General features: G+C 61.5%; 2 protein-coding genes and 1 pseudogene. All 3 read left to right on the top strand.

Going from position 1 to position 2,223, the window contains the following annotated elements:
- Positions 1-622: ATPase, T2SS/T4P/T4SS family (locus AC1DWI_RS20355; protein ID WP_477725595.1), on the top strand; the 622-nt coding region annotated here is incomplete at its 5' end.
- A 49-nt stretch (positions 623-671) separates the two neighbouring features.
- Positions 672-1,898 (top strand): succinyl-diaminopimelate desuccinylase, encoded by a 1,227-nt coding sequence (gene dapE, locus AC1DWI_RS20350; RefSeq protein ID WP_477669502.1) that lies wholly within the window; start codon positions 672-674, stop codon positions 1,896-1,898.
- A pseudogene (locus AC1DWI_RS20345) lies at positions 1,895-2,223 on the top strand (50S ribosomal protein L3 N(5)-glutamine methyltransferase); the annotation flags it as partial. The gene dapE and the pseudogene AC1DWI_RS20345, both read left to right, overlap by 4 nt.

Raw genomic sequence — 2,223 nt, 5'->3', positions numbered from 1 at the left:
CCAGCGCGAGGTCGGCAGCGATACACAATCGCTGCAGGTGGCGCTGAAAAATGCGTTGCGGCAGGCGCCTGACGTCATCCTGATCGGTGAAATCCGCGACCGCGAAACCATGTCGGCGGCCATTGCCTATGCGCAATCGGGCCATTTGTGCCTGGCGACCATGCACGCCAACAACAGCTACCAGGCGCTGAACCGGATCCTGAGCTTTTACCCGGTGGAAGTGCGCAGCACCATGCTGGGCGATCTGGGTGCCGCGCTCAAGGCCATCGTGTCGCAGCGGCTGCTGCGCACACAGGACGGCGGCCGAACGCCGGCGGTGGAAGTCATGCTCAATACCAAGCTGATCTCCGAGTTGATCGAAAAAGGCGATTTTTCAGGCGTCAAGGAAGCGATGGAAAAATCCATGGCCGAAGGCTCACAGACCTTCGAGCAGGACATCGCCAAGCTGATCGTGGCCGGCACCGTCACACGCAAGGAAGGTGTTCTCTACGCCGACTCGCCGACCAATCTGATGTGGCGGCTGGAGAATGACTTTGCCGTCAAGGCCAAGACACTGGAGCCAGAAGAGGACCCGGATGACGAACCGTCCTTTACGGAAATCACGCTGGACGTGAAGCACTAAAAACACGGCCGCGCTCGTTTCGGGCCGGTGTTAACAGGCCCTAAACGACATGTCCCGAACCCTGCATCTGGCTGAACAGCTGATTTCCCGCCCCTCCGTCACGCCTGACGACGCAGATTGCCAGGCCCTGCTGATCGCACGGCTGGCGCCGCTGGGCTTTCGATGCGAAACCATCGTCAGCGGCCCTGCCGACTTCCGCGTCACCAACCTGTGGGCTCGGCGTGAAGGGAAATCTCATGATTTAAGGGCTGCAGCCCAATCAGGACGGGCGCAAGCAGCTACTGAATTAATAGCAAAAAGCGATAGCGCCGCGCCGGCCAAAACCCTGGTGTTCGCCGGCCACACCGACGTGGTGCCCACCGGCCCGCTCGACCAGTGGCACAGCCACCCGTTCACCCCGAGCCATCGCGACGGAAAGATGTACGGGCGCGGTACCGCCGACATGAAAACATCGATCGCGGCGATGGTGGTCGCAGTCGAGGAATTCCTGGCCGCCCACCCGGATCCGGCCTTGTCGATCGCCTTCCTGATCACCAGCGACGAGGAAGGCCCGGCCGTGGACGGCACGGTCATGGTCTGCGAGCAGTTGAAAGCGCGCGGAGAAACGCTGGACTATTGCATCGTGGGTGAACCCACCTCGGTCGAGCGCCTGGGCGACATGATCAAGAACGGCCGCCGCGGCACCATGAGCGGCAAGCTCACCGTGAAGGGCGTGCAGGGCCATATTGCCTACCCGCACCTGGCCAAAAATCCGATCCACCTGTTTGCACCGGCTCTGGCCGAACTGGTGGCCACCGAATGGGACAAAGGCAATGCTTTCTTCCCGGCCACGAGCTGGCAGGTCTCCAACATCCACGGTGGCACCGGCGCGTCCAACGTCATTCCGGGCGAGCTGGTGGTGGACTTCAATTTCCGCTTCTGCACCGAATCCACCCCCGAAAGCCTGCAACAGCGCCTGCAAGCCGTGCTCAGCCAGCACCAGCTGGAGTACGACCTCAAATGGACCCTGGGCGGCCTCCCCTTTCTGACCACTCCGGGCACGCTGGTGGATGCGGTGCGTGGAGCGATCCAGGCTGAAACCGGCCTGAGAACCGAGCTTTCGACCACGGGCGGCACGAGTGACGGCCGCTTTATCGCCAAAATCTGCCCGCAGGTCATTGAATTCGGCCCCCTCAACGCTTCGATCCACAAGATCAACGAGCATGTTCTGGTGAGCTCACTCGATCCGCTCAAAAACATCTACAAAGGTGTTCTGGAACGACTGGCGGCAGCATGACGAGCCCGGCAACTCCTGCTTCATCGCTGACGGTGCTGGCGCTGGTCGAGGAAATGGCCGCCAGGCTGGAAGCGGCAGGCCTGCACTTTTCAGACGGATTCGGGCAAGGCACGACCAACGCCTTCGACGAGGCCGCGTGGCTGGTGCTGTGGAAGCTTGGGTTGCCGCTGGACGACCTGGATTCTGTAGAGAATCGGCCTGTAACCCAAGAGGAACGGGCGCAAGCAGCTATGCTTTTGGAAGCACGCATCAGCACCCGCAAGCCGGCGGCTTACCTGACGAACGAAGCCTGGCTGATGGGCGTGCCCTTTTATGTGGATGAGCG

The sequence above is a fragment of the Polaromonas sp. P3_C2 genome, from assembly GCF_056402675.1.
The sequence above is the reverse complement of the archived record's forward strand: the minus strand, read 5'-3'. Positions and strand labels throughout refer to the sequence as shown.